Genomic DNA, 17,703 nt, shown 5'->3' on the forward strand with positions numbered 1-17,703 from the left:
ACGTAATCCAGGATCAGGAGTTGACTTGCAGTCGTACAATGCCGAAATCGCGTAGCAAGGACCACGCGAGTTGCAGTGGCCGCGTGATCCTGAAAACCCCGACCACGACGGCCAGGTAGGCCGTCACACAGATCGCGCTCGCGACGGGGATTCGCAGCAACCGCGGCAATTCCTGCAGGAATGCCTCCTGTATCGAGAAAGCGACCGCGACGGCGACCAGCGCAGCGATGGTCTGCGGCGCTGTCGCGCGCAGGACATCCCCGATTGTGATCCCGACAGGCCTGCCGGCATAGACGAGCGCAGGAACGAACAGCACAAACATGGTGACCGTGTAGGCGATCGTCACTCCGACCACACCGAACGGCAGTCCGGCTGCAAGCGCAACCAGTTGGCAGATTGCACTGAAGATGCCCCATCGCATCCACCGATCGGGACGCCCGACCGCGACATGCACCCAGCCGAGAGTTCGCTCGATGCAGTCGGCAATGCCGCGAATGGCGAGGATGCAGAGCAAGGGGCCCGCGGGAGACCATTTCTCTCCGAGAAGTACGATCACGATGTCATGAGCGCTCACGGCCAGGGCCGCGAAGGCAGGCCCCGAAAAGTAGCAAAGCAATGAAAGCGCGCCTTCCCAGGAGCGCTTCAGTTCGGCTGCACTGTGCTGGAGCTTACTCAGCCCCGAAACCGCGATGTTATGCAGCGGCTCACTGAGAATCGACAGCAGGTTGTTGTAGATCGTAAAGGCGTTCTGAAAATAGCCAAGCGGCCCTGCACCGAGGAAATACCCCATCGCGATTCTGTCCGCCGAACGGGCGAAGTAATCCGTCATGGTGAAGCCGGTGACTCCCAGCCCGAACCGCAGCAGTTCCTTGACCATTGGCGTGAGCCTCGGCCTGCCCGGTATCCATCGACAGGCGGTCCAGGCTCCCACGACGGTCAAGGCCGACGTTATGATCGGCTTGGCGATCAGCGCCCAGTAGCCCCAGCCCGAAAGCGCCAGTCCAACGCTTGCAGCGCTTCCGATGATGTTCGCCGATATGTCGATCATCGCGATGCGGCGAAACTGCATTGCCCGACGCATCAGCGCATAATGTTGCGTCGACAAGGCCATCATCAGGAAGGTCACCGATAATGCCAACGCCATGCCCGCGAGCGATGGCTCGCCGAAGGCACGCGCTATCCACCGACCGGACGCAGCCAGCACGACAGCCAGCACGACGCCGATCAGAACATTCAGCCAGAACAACGTGCTGACCTCGGCGCGCGAGATGCTGCTCCGCTGGGCGGAGGCCTCGCTCATCCCGAGATCGACGAAAAGGGGAGCAAAGCCGATCAGGGCCAGCATCATGGCCACCAACCCGAAATCATGCGGTCCGAGCAGTCGCGCCAGTACGATCGTGGAGGCCAATTGAACGAAGATATTCAGTCCGCGCGCAGCGATGAAGGCCACGCCGCTGTGCAGCGACCTGCGGCCAAGGCCGGAGTATGGCTTGTTGTCCGCAAAATACTGATCGGTGCGTTCGTTCCGATGCACGCGTCGTTCCCGCTCAATTCGCTGGATTCTGGCTTTGAGGTACCCGCTCAAGCCAGATTTCCCGCCAATAGGGATAGATGGCGCGCGGGCAGAAGCGGCGGCAGATCGCATAGCGCGCCTCACACACGACATCCTTCAGGATGATCGCGTCCGTCTTGAAACGGACCATCTTGCACGAACCTTCGTCGATGATCTGCTTTTGACGCCTCTCGACCTCGTACTCGCGTTCCGTGAACGGTACCATCTCCGGATCGAAATACAGGCCGCGATTGCGGTAATTGCAGTCCAGTGTCTCGAGGATGTCCTTGTACGGCTTGACGCGCACGACGTCGCCCACCTGCAGATCAAGCCGGGACTGCGGGACCTTGCTACCCTCCGGCACGCCGAAGGGCCTGATCGGATAAGGTACGCCACCTCTCATGCGCTGGAATGTGTCGTAGATCCAGCGCATCGCGGTGCCAATGCCCAGCCCCGCTTCGGTGACCGTGCGCCAGACCGAGAAGGTCAATCCGGCGACGAGGTCCTGCAACCGCACGTTACCCGAAGTGTAGTCCTCGACATACTGACGCGGATCCCACCACTTCAGGGGTTGCGTGGCGAATTTGACCTGTGTGTTCTGGCAAACGTAGGTCGGCTCGGTTTCGCCGACCTTCGGCGGATGCTTGATCGTGCTCCACAGCGTTTCCTCGCTGCAGCCGCCAGACCTGAACGGCTTGCCAGCGCCAGCTGGCGACGGCCTTTTCTCGCCCGCCGGCTTCAACCAGGCGTCCTTCCAGAATATCAGGCAGGCCGCCTCGCAGCCGTCATGAGCCGCGCCGTTGCAGCGGATGTTCTCGAGATGAACCGTGTTCAGCATCTTGCGCCCGCCGATACCGAGCGCGGGATCGCAGGTCTTGTGAGCTCGCTTGCCGACGCGAAGCGTCTTGCCGCAATGCTTCAGCATCTCGGGCATGAAGGGCATTTCCTCCAGGCGGCCGTTGGCATCCAGCGTCGCGAGGATCTCCTCCTTGCTTCTGACCTCCACCAGGTCACCAGCGCGAAAGATGCTTGAAAATAGCGTGCTCATATCGTGCGCCTTGAGATACACCCTGCAATCAGAAATTCGCCGGCTGCGTGACGTCCGCGCAACCATCGTCAGATCAGTGTCAACTTTCGCCCGAAAAATGCCTCGGCGAAGCGTTCCGTAGCCCTGCACTCCATGCCCCGAATCCGTGCGAGGCCGCGAAAGGTGTCTGCATCGAACCACTGCTTGGATCGCTGCGTCCCGAAATGCCTGAGCAGGAGTTCAATCTTACGATCGAGCGCCGCCGCCGATACCGGCATGTAAACGTTGGGTTGACCGAAGTCGCCATCCCACTTCGGGATCTCGTATTCCAGAATCTGATGATCACGAAACGTGTTCCAGGTCAGGCGGCAGACCTGACGATGGTCCTGATGAGCATCATCCCTGCGATGCGTCAGAATGACGTCGGGCTCGACCCGCCGCTTCAGCGATTCAAACCATTCCTTGATGGCCTCTCCCCTTTCCGGGAAGAATCCATCGGGAAACGACAGCACCTCGACATTCGCGGATGCAGCCTCGCGCAAGAAGTCGGCCGCCGACGCTCTGGCCTCAGCCTCCCGTATGGCGCCACCGCTTAGAACGCACCAATGCACGTCCAGCTTGATGCCGCGCTCGATCAGCCCGAGCAGCGTCGCTCCCGCGCCGATTTCGATATCATCCGAATGGGCGCCAAGGCACAGGATCGACAGACGGTCTCCGGGCCTGGCAAGCTGCAATGCTCTCATTCCGGTTACGCTGCGCTGGCTACCGACGAGTGATTCAGCCGCCATGGCGTGTCGCCGCGCTCCACCATGTCCTCCAACACTTGTCTGTCGCGCAAGGTATCCATGGCGCGCCAAAAACCCTCATAGCGATAGGCCATGAGGTGACCGCCCTCGATCAAACGGTTGAACGGTTCCTGGACAAGCTCTTCTCCCTCCTTGATGTAGTCGAAGATTTCGTTGCGGAAGATGAAGTAGCCGCCGTTGATCCAGATCTCGGACTCCTGGCTGGAGCGAATCCGCTGCACCGACCCCTCGGCATCGAACTCGGCAAGGTGGAAGCTGATCGGTGGATGGATTGCCACGAAGCAACCGATCTTTCCGCTTTCCTTGAACTTCTGGATCATGTCAGGCAGCGGCGCGTCGGTCAGCCCGTCGCTGTAGTTCGCAAGAAACATCTCCTCGTCCTGGACGAGATGGCGGACGGCCAGCAAGCGCTGCCCGATGTTGCGCCATGTCCCCGTATCCACCAGCGAAACCCGCCAGTCCGGCTGATGTTCGCCGATCAGCTCGACCTTCTTGCCGTACTCCGAAATCACGCAGTCGCTGTTCGCAGTCGCGCGATAATTGAGGAAGTAATCCTTGATCACGTTCGCCTTGTAGCCAAGGCACAATATGAAATCATTGTGATTGTATTGGCTGTAATACTGCATCACATGCCAGAGGATCGGCTGATGGCCGATCGGGACCATCGGCTTCGGTATGCTCTCCGAATACTCGCGGATCCGCGTACCGAGACCGCCGCAAAAAAGGACAACCTTCATGGCGCAACCTCACGCGGATCGATGATTTCGACGTTAGGAATCGGAACGATGAACTTGCAGCCCCAGTCCGCGACATGCCGCATTTGCACGACGATTTCCCTCTTCAAATTCCAGGGCAGGATGAACAGGTAGTCGGGGCGAGCCTCGTCGATGGCTTCGACCGGGAGGATCGGAATGTGCATTCCCGGCGTATAGCGGCCGTGCTTGTAGGGGTTGCGGTCCACGGTGAAGTCGAGGAAGTCGGTACCGATGCCGCAGTAGTTCAGCAGCGTGTTGCCCTTGCCGGGAGCGCCATAGCCGCAGATCCGCGCCCCCTTGTTCTTGCTCGCGATCAAGAACGACAGCAGTTCGCGCTTGGTGCGATGAACCCGCGATGTAAACTGCTCGTACTGACCTATGTCTTCCAGGCCGATCCGACGCTCATGGGCCAGCAGTGCGGTCACCGCGGTGGAGACGGCGTGAGGCGCGTCGGCACGGCAGAGATAGACGCGAAGCGAGCCGCCATGCGTTGTGATCTGCTCGACGTCGAAAACCTTCAGGTCGTGCCGCCGCGCCAGACGATCGATCGTCACCAGCGAGAAATAGGAGAAATGCTCGTGATAAATGGTATCGAACTGATTTTCGTCGATGAGCCGCTCAAGATGCGGAAACTCGAGCGTAATCACTCCTTGCGGCGCGAGCAGGCAGGCCATTCCGGCGGTGAAATCGTTTAGATCCGGAACCTGGGCCAGCACGTTGTTGCCGATAATCAGATCGGCCCGCTTGCCATCCGAGACCAGCTTCTGCGCGAGCTCCAGGCCGAAGAACTCGACCATTGTCGGGACGTTCTTCTGCCTCGCAACTTCGGCCACGTTGGCCGCCGGCTCGATTCCCGTGACCGGCACCCCGAGCGGCAGGAAGTGCTGCAACAGGTAGCCATCGTTGCTCGCGATCTCGTAGACGCGGCTGTCGGCACCAAGGTTCAGCCTGGCCTTGATCATCTCACAGTAGCGCCGCGCATGTTCCACCCACGACGTCGAGTAGGACGAGAAGTAGGCATACTCGGTGAAGATATGCTCCGGTTTGACGTATTCCTGGAGTTGCACCAGGAAGCAGGATCCACAAACCACGGTGTGCAGCGGATAGTACGGCTCCATGGCGTCGGTCTGGTCGGCTGTGAGAAAACTTTCACACAGAGGCGACATTCCCAGATCGACAAACGTCGATTTCAACGTCGCGCCGCACAGACGGCAGTTACCGTGAGAGGATTTCGATCGAATCGATTCGAATCTCGAGTGAGCGTTCATTGGGCCGTACCATGAATATAGGATTGCCGAATATAAGATTGCCGGCGCTTAAATCGGGCTCGTTAGATTGAATTTTATCGTATGAAAGCGAACAATATGAAGCGATATCGAACAACAAGGTAAACCACGCAGATGCTGAAAATTTTAGTAAAATTGTATAGAACTGGTCGTCGACAATTGGCCTCTCGGCCGGGAGTGGATACGTCCCATGCGCTTTGAAGCAACAGGACTTGACGGAGCGTGGCTCGTCAAACTCGAGGCTGCACACGATGAGCGCGGCTTTTTCGCGCGCACGTTCTGCGAAGACGAGTTTCGCGCACACGGGCTCGTGACCAGATTTCCCCAGCACAGCATCTCGAGCTCCTCGCGCAAGGCGACATTGCGCGGAATGCACTTCCAGAATGAGCCGCACGGTGAGGTTAAACTCGTGCGCTGCCTGAACGGATCGATTTGGGACGTCATCGTCGATCTGCGTGCGAACTCGCCGACCTTTCGTCAATGGCGCGGCTTCGAGCTTTCAGCGGAGAACGGTTCGCAGCTCTACATCCCCAAGGGGTTCGCACACGGCTTTCAGACCTTGAGCGACAACGCTCAGGTCAATTACCTGATTTCGGAATTCTACGAGCCTTCGGCCGCTAACGGCGTCCGATACGACGATCCGATGTTCGGCATCAGCTGGCCTCTGGCCGTCAGCACGATCTCCGATAAAGACCTGAACTGGCCGCTTCAGGGTGCGTGAGCGCTTACCGCACGGGCGCGAGGAGCCCGTGACGCTCGAGCACCTTTGCCGTCTTCAGAATGACCGGGAACGGCAGGTCGGCACGCTTGGCGATATCAAGCAGTGAATGGTGTCCATCGGACAGGTTTAAAATCCACAGCATCGCCATGTTGGCTGCGGCGGCGTCCTTGTCGCCGCCGATCGCACCATAGAGTCCGCGCTTACCCAGCTGCGGTTCGCCCTTCGGCGACGTGTTATAGTAGCTGCGGTTGCCTTCAAGCAGGTCGATGACTTCGGAAATGATGCGAAAGGATTCCCCGAGGTGCTCCGGCCGAATGAAGCTCAGGTCGTCGGCCGAGGTGTGATACTGGGGGATAGCACCGAAGCGGCTACGCTGGAACAATCCCACCGGCAGGTTGAACCCAGGCGAACAGTATTGCCGCTCATCATAGCCGTAGGGCGAAAACTCCAATATCGTCGGCGTCAGCTTGCAATGCTGCAGCGTGTGCATCATCGCAAGGTCGATTTCAGCATCGCCCTGCCTGCTCTTCTTGTATGTCGGGCCGGCGCCGTCGCCGACCATCGATACCACGAGGCCATGCTTGATGCGAGACACACGATGCTCGTTGCGGGCAAGCCAGGTGACCGCCCCAATCGTTCCTGGCGCAAAGAGAAACCGATAGCTGTATCGCGTTCGCATCTGGGAGACGCGGCTCGCGAGCTCCGCAAGCAGGGCCAGGCCGGAACAGTTGTCATTGGCGAGCGAGGGATGGCAGACATGCGCCGACAGAAGCACCTCGTCGTCTGACTCTCCCCGGTGAAAATACTCACCATAGGTCAAATGCCCGTCGGCGAGGGTCGAGTCGATCACGACCTCGTAGCTATCGTCCCGCAGTTGCTCCAACTGTCGGTGGGCCATGCAGAAAGCCCAGTTCTCCTGGTAGTAAGACGTTCGGTAAGGGACAAGGTCAGGCTGATCGGGCAATGTGAAGATGTGAGGCTTAAGCTCGTCCAGCGACATGGTGCGACACACCGGCACGCTGTAGCTCATCACATGCAGGTTCGATTCGTTGAAATCGATGACCTTCCGGCCCCGCGGGTCCTTGATGTACGCGTCCCGGATGTTCCACTCGCGCGGCACGACCCAGTCGAGAACGGGTGTGCCGGTCGGCACCTCGTGGACATCAAGCGAGATATGCGCGCCGATCTCCCGAAGGGTCTGCCGCACACCATTACCGGTGATGCTGCGGCAGATCGGGTAGATCCTTTGGGCAAGCGCAAAGATTTTTGCGCCTGAACTTGTGAGATCGTCTGCCGCCGACACGCCGTCCTCCTGGTGTGTCAAATCGATCGGCACGTGTATTAGTTCGCGACGAGAGCCGATTGCCCGGCACTCTGCCTCGACGTTACATGGCGGAGATCCGCATCGAGCACACCGTCCGCCAGCAACTTGTTGACGTGGCTGATACGCTGATACCGGGGACCTTCGAACTCTTCGAGCGTGATGCCCGAGGCCCGGTAGGCCTTATAGAGCTGTTCCGCGCCCATCTTCGCATCCCATTGCGGCTTGAACTCCGGCAGCCGGGTTCGGATCTTTTCGAAGCTCACGCGATAGGACCGCGTGTCGGGACCGGCGCCATCTGCAAATTCGATCTGACAGCCTGGGACAACATCGGCGACGATCTTCGCGAGATCGCGAATCTGGTAGTTGTGCGCCGTCTGGCCGACGTTGAAAGCCTCATTGAACACCGCCGCCTCGGGAGCTTCCATCGCCGCGATGAAGGCGCGAGAGATGTCCTCGATGTGAACGATGGGCCGCCAGGGCGTGCCGTCCGATTTCAAGAAGATCTTTCGCGTTGTCACCGCCCAGGCAACAAGATTGTTCAGCACGACATCGAATCGGAGCCGGGGAGATACGCCGTAAGCCGTTGCGGGTCGCAGGTAGACCGGGCAAAACCCGTCACCGGCGAGGCCGGCGATATCGCGCTCCGACTGCACCTTGGATTCGCCATAGGCAGTCACCGGGTTGAGCGCTCCGGTTTCGTCGATCATTCCGTCGCCCGCCTTGCCGTAGTTGCTGCAGGAGGACGCGAACACGAACCGTCGCACACCGGCTTGCTTGGCCAGTTGCGCGAGGCGCACGCTGGCCACATGATTGATCTGGTCGGTAAGGCCGGGTCTCAGATTGCCGAGCGGATCGTTCGACAGCGCGGCAAGATGCAGGACCGCGTCGAAAGCCTTCAGATCGGTAAGTTCTACGTCTCGCGTGTCCTTGCGGATGGCCGGCACATCCACGATCGACCCACCCTCTGCAAATGTGCAGCGAGAGTACAGATCGCTGTCGAGGCCCACGACTTCGTGCCCGGCGCGCCGTAGCATCGGGGTGAGCACTGTTCCGATGTAGCCGAGATGTCCGCTCACGAGAACGCGCATCTTAACGCCTCCAAATTAATTCTGCTTCTATCCCCCCTACTTATTTCAGAATCGCTCGCTGATGCACGTCTTTGTAAAACCTTAGTTAATGGCGCGCATTGAAATTGCGGGAGCGATCCGCTCAAGACGACGGGAAATGGTTGAGCCGCACGCCATGATCGTTGACGTCGCTGGCAGCGGCGCCAGCCGAGAGACGCCGCAGCAGCGCTTGGGGAACTCTGCGTAGTTGCCGGTGAAGCCGGTAACGAATGGTGGAACGGCTGACGTCGAAGCGATTGGCCAGTTCTCCGCCGAACGCCACAACGAACTTGTATCGCGCCTCGTTTTCAATTCCGCCATCGAAATCGAAATGTAGGCCCCGCTCGTGCGCCAGCTCGATGCCACTCCAGAGGAGCAGACTTACCGCGCCTGGATGCGCAATGCTCCTATCCCGCGACGACAGGAAATAGTGCACGAACTTGTGGTCCCAGACGAAGAAGACCTGGGCGTGAACGTTGTTGTTCGAGTCCACCGCCGCCAGGATCTTGCATTGCTGTCGCTCGCTCGCGGCGGCATAGACAGCTTCCAATCGCGAGAGGTCGAAATACGACTTCGCGCCCTCCAGGTTGGCCCGGTAGTACTTCACGAAGTATTTTGCGGACGTGACTTCGCGAATGACGAGCCGTTCCCGCGCGCGTCGTATCACGTTCTTCGTCTTGTCGCGCAATCCCGACCAGAGCTCGTCTCGGGGGCTCGTGCATTTCAGCATGAAAGTCGGATGCGCGCGCACCTCGTAGCCGCACGCGAGGAACGCGGCGACATCGCTGAACCCGGTATCGAGCGTCATCTCGACGTGATCGAAATCCGCGACCTGCTTGAGCAGATCAGTGATGACCGCATGCGCCAACCGCATGCGCGCTTCCGTCTTGCCGGACTGCAGCGTGACTGTCGGTCCGAGAAAGCGTGTGATTTGAGGCATCTCGCAGATGCTCATCCCGCCTTCAGTTCGCGTGACGAACCGGAGAGAACCCACGACGCGCCCGCCACGCGAACAAGTGACTTCGCGCCAGCTACCGGGAGCCAGCGCATCCAGCCACCAATCCTCGTGAAAGACCGATTTGCGCATCAAATTCCTCTTCCGGAGACTAACCGGATAGCGAAACGGCAATCTGATTAAACCAAAACGTGCAGAAATGCCCAACGTCCGCGCGGATCAGAAGGCCTTAGCTTCTATTGTAGTTAACGACGTCTGCAGCATTTGAATCGGGGCGCTGGCCTAGTTAGCCTCTGAGCTCGTCGCCGGTCAGATGACGCATTGACGCAATGCTGCGCCTGTTCGAAACATGTTTAATCATTGTCACGCGATACGTATTCACTGCGGACTTTTGCGTGCCGATCCATCCAAATTCGGCTGCACGAACGGCGTGCCGGCGTCATAGCGCGCCTTGGCTGGAAGCACATGAAGCTTCGTCTCTCCGACCGGGTCCACCCAAGGCCAATCGTATCCGCGCCCGGCGTCGAAGAACGCGGGACGGCCTGCGAGGTACATGGAAGCAGGCAAGGCGCGATCCCCGCTTCCGGAATCCCAGTGCGTTTTGTTGGTGAGGTAATCAAAATTGCCATATCGAATCGTGGACATCGCAACCTTTGCGTCCGTCGGATATGGCTTCACGGCGTCCCAGCCGAGCATCCAGACGCCGGGCTTTGCGTCGGTAAACCGAGTTTCGTACGACCAGCCGCCCATCTGACCGGGAATCCCGAGCACATTTCCAATGAAAGACATCCAGTAGGAATACGCCATCAGGCCGGCGGCGCGCCGCGGCCCATTGCGGGGCTGCGACATATCATCGATCGTCCCGCCCGCCTGATTGTCGAACGCTGCCCGGACGCCACGCAGATAGTTGCGGAAAAACGTGTGATAGATGCTGTTACCGTGAGTGTCGTCGCTGTCGGCGTTCTGGGCGTAGTTGCCCTCGAACAGAACGTGATGGGCGCCCACCATGTGGCTGGCGTTGAGCCCGGTTTCGATCCAGGCTCCATTCGTGTTGATGTAGCCCATGTCCATGTAGTTATAGCCGACCACCGAGCCGGCCCCGGCGGAGCGCGCCACCACCAGCTTGTTGGCCCTCACGGCAATTCCATTCTCGATCAGAACTTCCGACGATCCGGCGGAAAGGCTAATGGCATATCCGCCTCCGCCGGGTTGAGCCCAGGCTGCGTCGTGCACGTAGAACTCGCGCAGTTCGACGCGGAAGGAGCTGTGAACTGCAAAGCCTTCGCCGTGCCAAACCGAATTGTCGACGTTTTTCGCCCACGAAGATGCAGCCCAATTGAAGCGAAGATTGCCCGCGTCGCCCCCCTTGAGCGCCAGATCTTCGACGCCCGCGTGTTTCACATGCGGCTGCGCGAATCGCGACAGTTGAGCGGCGTTTGCTTTCCGATAGCTGATGTGGATTGGAGTCGTGAACGTGATCCTGGAACCGGAGACGGTGCTGATCTCCTTGACCTCGGCAACAGGCCGATCAGGTCTCCCGAACCACGATCCAGCGCTTTGCGGCGTCGACGGAAACGCATCGGGTGCAAAGTCATCGACATACTGAATTGCAGGCTTGTGCTTTTGCCAGACAACCCTGAAATCTTCCGACGCCCAGATCTCCCCTCGCCCCTGAGGGTCGACACGCCAATCAGCGGCCGACGCCTCGTCGAGCAGCACGATCTGTCCAGGCACAAAGCCCGCAGCGTCGTCGACCTCGATCGTTTTTTCGCCCTTGGTGGCGTCATTCCGAAGGTTCGCCGATCGCACGGCATTGACCGTATCGCTCGTACTGGAAAAAAGCGACGGGCCCACCACGACCAGCGGAGACGGCTTGGCACCGACTGCGTCATTGAAAGGTTTTGCGCCATCTTGCTTTTCGAGCATCGTCCGGCCCGGACCGGAGCCGCGCAGCGTGATTGCCTTGTTGAGCAGCAGGAAATTGCCGCCATTTATCAGAAACCGTCCCGCCGCCAGTTGCACGACCTGCCCTACCGGACATGCGTTGATTGCGCCCTGGATTGCCGCAGCATCATCGAGTGTGCCGCCACGAGGCGACAGCGTCGCGCAGATGGTTTTTCGGGAGGGTATCCCACCCTCGGCCATCAGGCCGGGTTGCCAGGTCGTCGCGCGATCTGAGGGCAGTATTTCCATCGAGTCGAGAGCAATTGCGGACGAATGGCTTGAGCATGCAACGAAGATCATCGTTGCAGCCAAGCACCGCCAAGGCCGTCGCAGGGCCGTTCGCAGCGTCTGGTGACCAGGGTTGCGCCGCGTCGCGATGACCTTCCGGTTGAACATGCATCCTCTGACTTGCAGCGCCGAACCGACTGGCTTCGCGCCTGCTAGCGTGACCTCACGGCATTGACGGGAGTGGACGGCGGCCTGAACCGCGGTCCGTGGATGCGCCGCATTGCTGGACGCCCGGCTATCGCCGAATTTGCCGCGGGACGCGCCTGCCTCCAATATCTGGCAGCTTCAACCGCGGCTATAACGAACACGACCCACAGCATTTCGAAGCCGCGCATCCACGTGCTCTCGAGACCGTTCGTGATGGCAACGTAGAGAACGATCGACAGCAGGATCCATGCCCGCGAAAGATCAAACCGCGCCAGGCGACCAATGCCGTGTATCGTCGCAAGGATGAACGCGACAAGCAGGAAAAATCCCACATAACCTAGTTCAAGCAATGTGTCTTCATACCCATTGTGGGCGTTGGGCATCTCCTTGACCCAGCCCGGCGCTTCCACGATGCTCGGCGCATCGGGCCCAACCAGCCAGAACGACTGATAACCCCAGCCCAGCAACGGCTTCTTTGCGATTTGCATATTTGCAAAATCCCAAATGATGGTACGGCCCGTGAAAGTCGAATCGCCGTACAGCATGTACGACACGCGATTCATGCTGAATCCGGTGACGAACGAAAAAACCATCCAGCAAATCGGTATCGATACGACAATCACCCACACCGGAACACGGGTAGCCCTGGAAAGCTTGAGCAAGGTCCAGGCAAACACCGGGACAAGCACCGCAAGAGCAAGCGCCGTCTTTGAATTGCTCAGCAGCAGCAGCGCAACAGACATCAGTGCGGTAACGATGCCGAGAATCCGTCGTCGTCCGGAATGAAGCAGTTCATGGAGCGCAAGCAGGAATGCAACGGCAGCGCATTCACCTAGATAGTTCTTGCCCGAGAAATAGCCCGGGTAGCCCCATGTGGCGAACTTCACATCGATCGGCGGCCGGCCCATGACGAACAGCATGTTCAGCACGGCAGCGATAAAGAAACACCAGAACAAGCCGCGCAGCAGGTCGGTCGATCGAGTTGCAACGATCGCCGGGAGCGCGATCGAGGCAATGATCATGGCCTGCTGCATAAATCTGATCAGCGAAGTCTCCGGCTTGAATGCCCAGGCAACGCTCGCCCCCGCCAGCGCAAGATAGGCGAACAGTATGATCAGGATCGGCGGAAAGCGAAGTCGCGACCGATTGCGCAGCGCAACGACGAGCGCGACAGCGGACAGGATCGGCCAAAAGATTTTGCTCTCTGGACGAGCTTCCAAAAGACAAGCCGAGTCCGTCGGACTACAGGTCACGAGGATCAGGGGAAAGGCAATCGTGGCGTAGACGCAGGCCAGCAGCGGAATGATCGCGTATCTGTCGATTACCCGGCCGGACGGAGCCGCCAAGCCTGGTCGCTGAGAACGCAATACGGCTTCGTGCATGCTCGGGCCCGTCAACTCCAGTCGCCAAAGCAGCACGCTGATCGTCAATCGCCTGCCTTGCCCGATCGCGGGGCCGCGCGGCGATACGATCAGCTTCTCAATGGCACTCGCGCCAACACGTACTCAGACACGACTCCGAACACCAACGATAAGTCAATCTTTCCTGAATTTTTATAGTGAACGCTTCGTTAACGCTTGTCCCCTAGCGTGGCGCACAGGGCGGGCTGTTTCGCTTGGTCGCTTAATATTCCGGGAAATTGTGGATGCCGCGTAAGTACATGTTTACTCGCGCAAATTTCTTCCGAGCCTGTGTCCGGCAATACGGCGGTCGATGCCGAACGGCGACGACCGCAAGCGGCGTGCAAGCGAGCGCGAAGACGAGACCGGCGTTTACCAAGACTGCGTTCGTTAATCTTCGTTAACCAGGGTCCAATGTCGTGCCGAGAAGTGCAGGCAAGAGTAGTCAACGAACGCCGTGCCTGACCACTCGTGAAGTGGCGCCGGCGCATTCGCCTGGCAAATCCTCGCGTCTCAGTGGCCGCCTGTTGGGCGCTCTGGTCATCACAGCGACAATCGCGCTTGCTGGCTGCTCGACCATGCCGACCTCGGGACCGGCAAGCTCCTATGTCCGCGCGGGGCAGACCGACCCTGAAAGCGTGCACTATGCCTTGGTGCGCCTGACAGCTGACACCGAGAGGGTCCTGGTGCGCAACTCGAGGCGGATCGACCGCGTTTTCACGGATCGCCGCGGCCCGCCCGAGATTCGCTTTGGCATCGGCGACACGGTCAGCGTGACGCTGTTTGAATCGATGGCCGGTGGCCTGTTTACTCCAACCGAAGCCGGCACGCGTCAGGGCAATTATGTCACGTTGCCCAATCAGGCCGTGAATTACAAAGGCAACATCACGGTTCCGTATGGGGGCTCGATCCGCGCTGCGGGCCGGACGCCGGAGGAAGTCCAGAATGCGATCGTGAAGTCCCTGCAGGACCGTGCGATCGAACCACAGGCAGTGGTTGCGCTGGTGGATCAGAAGGCAACCTCGATCAGCGTATTGGGCGAGGTCGGAACGCCTGCACGCTTGCCTGCAAGCGCCAGCGGCGAGCGGCTGCTCGACATCATCACGCGCGCGGGCGGCCCCAAGAATCCCGGCTTCGATACCTGGGTGACTCTCGAACGCGACGGACGGCAGGGTACCGCACCGTTCGGATCGCTGCTCAGCCAACCGGCAAACAACATCTTCGTTCGCCCCCAAGATACGGTGTACGTATTCACGCAGCCGCAAACCTTCCTTGCGATGGGCGCTTCCGGGCAACAGGGGCAGTTCTCGTTTGGGGCCTGGCGCCTGACACTCGCCGAGGCCATGGCGAAGGCGGGCGGCCTTAAGGATGATCACGCCGACCCTGGGTCCGTGTTTATCTACCGAGGAGAACCACGCGAAGTTGCCAAGCAGCTCGGCGTCGACTGCACTCGCTATAGTGGGCCCCTTGTCCCCGTTATCTATATTCTCGATTTGAGAGATCCCGGCGGCTACTTCATCGCGACAGAATTCGAGATGCGGAATAAAGATGTCATCTTCGCGTCCAATGCAAATTCTGTCGAAGCGACAAAGTTCATGACTTACCTTCGGTTGATCATCGGCACCGTGAGCGATCCAATCGTCGCCGGGATCGATGCCTACACGCTGAAGGGACTCGCCAACGGCAGCATCTCCGGCGCGACAACCATCGTTACGTCGTCCCGATGACAACAATTGGCCTGGCGGAATCGGCTCCCGCGGCAAGTATGCTGCCGGCAACCGAATCCGCCGACGTAACTGCCCGCGATCGGTGGCCTCGCCTTCAGGGACACATTCCTGCGCTCGACGGCGTGCGCGGACTTGCCATCGTGATGGTGATGCTACTGCACTTCGTCGGCAATACGTTGCCGACCAACGCTGTCGAGAAAATCGTCGTCGGAATCACCAACTACGGCTCCTACGGCGTCGAGTTGTTCTTCGTCCTGTCCGGCTTTCTCATCACCGGAATCCTCTATGATTCACGGGAGGATCCCAGCTTCTTTCGCAATTTCTACATACGGCGAGTTCTGCGCATTTTTCCGCTCTACTATGGCGTGCTCGCGCTTGTCTTCTTCGTCGCTCCGCTTTTGAGCCCGCTGCGTGGTCCGACCCTCGACTATCTGGTAGATCGTCAGGCCTGGGCCTGGCTGTACGGAGTCAACGTCTACATCGCATGGAACGGTGACTGGTCATTCTCGTATCTGGAGCACCTCTGGTCGCTTTGCATCGAGGAGCATTTCTATTTCTTCTGGCCGCTCGTCGTATATCTGGTCGCAAAGCAACCGAGAAAGTTGATTGCGGTCAGCCTTGGCCTATCGGTCGCTGCGATGCTCGCTCGCCTGGGCGGCTCCTTGGCGGGACTTAGCTGGTGGACAACCTATGTGTTGACACCGTTTCGCCTCGACGGTCTGGCCCTCGGCGCCTTTCTCGCCGTGGTCGTCCGACAACCGGGCGGACTTCGGCGACTTGTGGGTGCCCTTCCATACGTTGCGACCACTGCATTTGCCTTGCTTTCCCTGACTTTCATCTGGACGCGCCTGGTGACCGACCAAGGTAACGCTTTCGTCCTTCCGGTTCGGTCTTCCATCATCACTGTGCTGTTGGCTTGTCTCCTGATCTGGGTGCTCGTTGTCCCAAAGCATTCCTTGGTATCGCGCCTTTTCTGCAGCCGACCACTGATGTTTCTCGGGACCTATAGCTACGGCCTGTACGTCTACCATCACTTCATATCGTACTATCTCGTGACTCATCGAACCGAGCTGGCACTCGGCGAATGGCTTGGCTCTCACAGCGCAGCCGTGGCAATACAGGCGACAGCGGGCGCGCTCGTCTCGCTGCTAATCGCTTATCTGAGCTATGAGTTCGTCGAAAAGCGTTTCTTGGAACTGAAGCGGTTCTTCAACGCTCGACGCCCCGTTGCTGCTGGCGACGCGCTGGCGCCTCCCCATCCGTACCGCAACTGACGGCGAGCCTCGTACGGTAGAAGCTCTCGAGAGCGCGAGCTGCTGAACTCCAGGCATACTTGCTTTCGGCCAAATGCCTTGCTGAACGTCCGAGATCCGCAGCGCGATCGGCATCACCCAGCAAGCCGCTGACGCGGGCGGCAAAGCTCTCGACATCGTCCGCGATCATGATGTCGTGGTCCGGCACGGCCTCGATCCCCTCCGCGCCCAGGGTTGTCGAGACGATTGCCTTGCCCATCGCCATAGCCTCGACAATCTTGAGCCGTGTCCCGCCTCCCAATCGCAAAGGGACGACGACGGCTGCCGCCTCGGCAAGATGCGGTCTCAGATCCGGCACGAACCCGGTGAACTCGATTCGGGGCCCTGCCAGCGCCAACAAGGCAGGTGGCGGCGAACCACCAATGATCTTGCAACGCGCATCTGGATGGCTGGCCGCGATCCGCGGCCATATATCGTTGACGAAGTGGATGACACCGTCGACATTCGGTGCATACGACAAGAGGCCGAAGAATACGACGGTGCGTCCGTCGGGCTTCGGATCGTCGGCACGCGGGCGATAGAACTCGATATCCGCGGCATTGGGGATGACGGCGGTCCTGGCTTCCGGTACTTCTTCAAGCAGCCGTCGTTCGTCGGCAGCGCTGCACAGATAGACACCATCTGCGTCACGATAGGTCCCGAGCTCCTCCCTCCGAAGCTTGCGCCAGTTGACTTCGGAATAGAGGCGACGAAACAGGCTGTCGCCGCTTTGGGCGTACTGACGGGCAAGGTCGTAGTCGATGTTGTGAGAATCCACGACCAATACCGGAAGCTTCTCTCCTGCCGGCGCCTTGCGCAGCGCGTAGTGACCAAGGAACGTGAACTCGAGATTAACCACGTCGAAGCGCGTCGACCCAAGCAAGTCGTCCAGCGTCTGCCGCACTACGTCTGCCGTGATTCGCAAACGCTCGAAGCTGAGGGGCGATACCAGGGAGCGCAGTTGAAGCAGGCGCTTCGGCATCCCATCGCGACCAAACGGGTTACGCACGAGCACCACCTTGCGGCAGTAGGCCTGCATGGCAGTTCGGCATTCCTCGATGTCGTGCTCGTCATCCACGAGCATGACTGCCGTCAGGTCATGGCGCTGAGCTAATTCCGTCATCAGACCGTGCATGCGCGCCTGCGCGCCGATGCGCGGTGGGCTCGCAGGCATCTGCGACACGAAGAGAACATTTAGGCGGTCTGAGTGCATCGATCCAAACCTGCCTGCCGACATCGACAGGTACTGAGATGCTCGCTGGGGCCCACATTCACACAGCTCGGCTTACTCAATGCTTAAGCCGGGGGGTTGCGTTAATAGTTGCCTCGCTCCTCTTAACGAAACAATGATAGAAAGGCGGCGTATCCATTTA

14 protein-coding genes are annotated in these 17,703 nt (G+C 59.4%); 3 read left to right on the plus strand and 11 right to left on the minus strand.

The window, feature by feature from the left end; genetic code table 11:
* Positions 1–13 precede the first annotated feature (13 nt).
* From QJT82_RS06335 to QJT82_RS06355, 5 genes are all read right to left on the minus strand, one after another.
* The gene (locus tag QJT82_RS06335) at positions 14–1,585 is read right to left on the minus strand and encodes a lipopolysaccharide biosynthesis protein (protein WP_245288610.1); all 1,572 of its coding nucleotides are present in this window, start codon (positions 1,583–1,585) and stop codon (positions 14–16) included.
* Positions 1,548–2,600 (minus strand): hypothetical protein, encoded by a 1,053-nt coding sequence (locus tag QJT82_RS06340; RefSeq protein ID WP_035630859.1) that lies wholly within the window; start codon positions 2,598–2,600, stop codon positions 1,548–1,550. Before QJT82_RS06340 ends, QJT82_RS06335 begins: the two co-directional genes overlap by 38 nt.
* 68 nt (positions 2,601–2,668) lie before the next feature.
* On the minus strand, positions 2,669–3,322 hold the full coding sequence (locus tag QJT82_RS06345; protein ID WP_028338409.1) for a PIG-L deacetylase family protein: 654 nt from the start codon (positions 3,320–3,322) through the stop codon (positions 2,669–2,671).
* Between the two features lie 5 nt (positions 3,323–3,327).
* On the minus strand, positions 3,328–4,122 hold the full coding sequence (locus QJT82_RS06350) for a glucose-1-phosphate cytidylyltransferase (RefSeq protein ID WP_028338408.1): 795 nt from the start codon (positions 4,120–4,122) through the stop codon (positions 3,328–3,330).
* A complete protein-coding gene (locus QJT82_RS06355; RefSeq protein ID WP_051447690.1) occupies positions 4,119–5,408 on the minus strand; it encodes a class I SAM-dependent methyltransferase in 1,290 nt (429 codons plus the stop codon). The genes QJT82_RS06350 and QJT82_RS06355 overlap by 4 nt, the downstream gene beginning before the upstream one ends.
* 208 nt (positions 5,409–5,616) lie before the next feature.
* Here QJT82_RS06355 and rfbC point away from each other — a divergent pair, with 208 nt between their 5' ends.
* On the plus strand, positions 5,617–6,147 hold the full coding sequence (gene rfbC / locus QJT82_RS06360) for a dTDP-4-dehydrorhamnose 3,5-epimerase (protein ID WP_028338406.1): 531 nt from the start codon (positions 5,617–5,619) through the stop codon (positions 6,145–6,147).
* Positions 6,148–6,151: 4 nt separating this feature from the next.
* On the opposite strand, the gene QJT82_RS06365 is transcribed toward rfbC, so the two are convergent.
* The 5 genes from QJT82_RS06365 to QJT82_RS06385 form a co-directional block, all read right to left on the minus strand.
* Entirely contained in the window at positions 6,152–7,471 is a 1,320-nt protein-coding gene (locus tag QJT82_RS06365; protein WP_028338405.1) for a DUF4910 domain-containing protein, read from the minus strand.
* A 17-nt stretch (positions 7,472–7,488) separates the two neighbouring features.
* Positions 7,489–8,559 (minus strand): SDR family oxidoreductase, encoded by a 1,071-nt coding sequence (locus QJT82_RS06370; RefSeq protein ID WP_028338404.1) that lies wholly within the window; start codon positions 8,557–8,559, stop codon positions 7,489–7,491.
* A 121-nt stretch (positions 8,560–8,680) separates the two neighbouring features.
* Entirely contained in the window at positions 8,681–9,664 is a 984-nt protein-coding gene (locus tag QJT82_RS06375; RefSeq protein ID WP_245288609.1) for a GNAT family N-acetyltransferase, read from the minus strand.
* A gap of 246 nt (positions 9,665–9,910) precedes the next feature.
* Complete coding sequence (locus tag QJT82_RS06380; RefSeq protein ID WP_245288608.1) at positions 9,911–11,776, minus strand: glycoside hydrolase family 55 protein; 1,866 nt, start codon at positions 11,774–11,776, stop codon at positions 9,911–9,913.
* A gap of 140 nt (positions 11,777–11,916) precedes the next feature.
* Positions 11,917–13,341, minus strand: coding sequence for an O-antigen ligase family protein (locus QJT82_RS06385; RefSeq protein WP_245288607.1), 1,425 nt, complete (start codon positions 13,339–13,341; stop codon positions 11,917–11,919).
* Between the two features lie 548 nt (positions 13,342–13,889).
* On the opposite strand from QJT82_RS06385, the gene QJT82_RS06390 reads away from it, so the two are divergent.
* Entirely contained in the window at positions 13,890–15,038 is a 1,149-nt protein-coding gene (locus QJT82_RS06390) for a polysaccharide biosynthesis/export family protein (RefSeq protein WP_348652170.1), read from the plus strand.
* Positions 15,039–15,076: 38 nt separating this feature from the next.
* Positions 15,077–16,312 carry an acyltransferase gene (locus QJT82_RS06395; RefSeq protein ID WP_281446625.1) on the plus strand — a complete coding sequence of 412 codons (1,236 nt, stop codon included), beginning with the start codon at positions 15,077–15,079 and terminating at the stop codon, positions 16,310–16,312.
* Here the strand turns inward: QJT82_RS06395 and QJT82_RS06400 are convergent.
* A complete protein-coding gene (locus QJT82_RS06400) occupies positions 16,248–17,543 on the minus strand; it encodes a glycosyltransferase family 4 protein (RefSeq protein WP_245288606.1) in 1,296 nt (431 codons plus the stop codon). The two genes, QJT82_RS06395 and QJT82_RS06400, sit on opposite strands and share 65 nt — an antisense overlap.
* Positions 17,544–17,703 lie beyond the last annotated feature (160 nt).

The organism is Bradyrhizobium sp. Mp19 (genome assembly GCF_029952935.1).
GTDB classification, from domain to species: domain Bacteria; phylum Pseudomonadota; class Alphaproteobacteria; order Rhizobiales; family Xanthobacteraceae; genus Bradyrhizobium; species Bradyrhizobium elkanii.